1 protein-coding gene is annotated in these 321 nt (G+C 68.2%); it reads left to right on the forward strand.

From position 1 onward, the window contains the following. A partial coding sequence (locus BYZ73_RS23345; RefSeq protein ID WP_220086901.1) for a hypothetical protein occupies positions 1-321 on the forward strand: 321 nt, incomplete at both ends.

The following is a 321-nucleotide window of genomic DNA, read 5'->3' on the forward strand; positions in this document are numbered from 1 at the left end:
CCTCGTCGGTCTTCGCGGCGCAGGGGTCGCAGATCGCCTCGATGTTCGGGCCGGTCGGGGCTGTCGTCGGCACGCTGGCGGCGGTCGGCCTGCCGCTGCTGGCGATGGCGTTTTCCAGCGCGGCGAAGGACGGACGGGATCTTTCCGAGGTGCTGGACGATCTGGAAAGCTCGGTCGCGGCGCTCGACGCGGTGACGCGCACCTATTCCGCGAAGGGGCTGGTCGAGCTGAAGGAGCGCTATGGCGAGGTCAATGCCGAGATCCTAACCCTGATCGAGCGGCAGAAACAGGTGGCGATCGCCGATGCCGTGCGCGATGCCG

The organism is Rhodovulum viride (assembly GCF_003265965.1).
GTDB lineage: Bacteria > Pseudomonadota > Alphaproteobacteria > Rhodobacterales > Rhodobacteraceae > Rhodovulum > Rhodovulum kholense.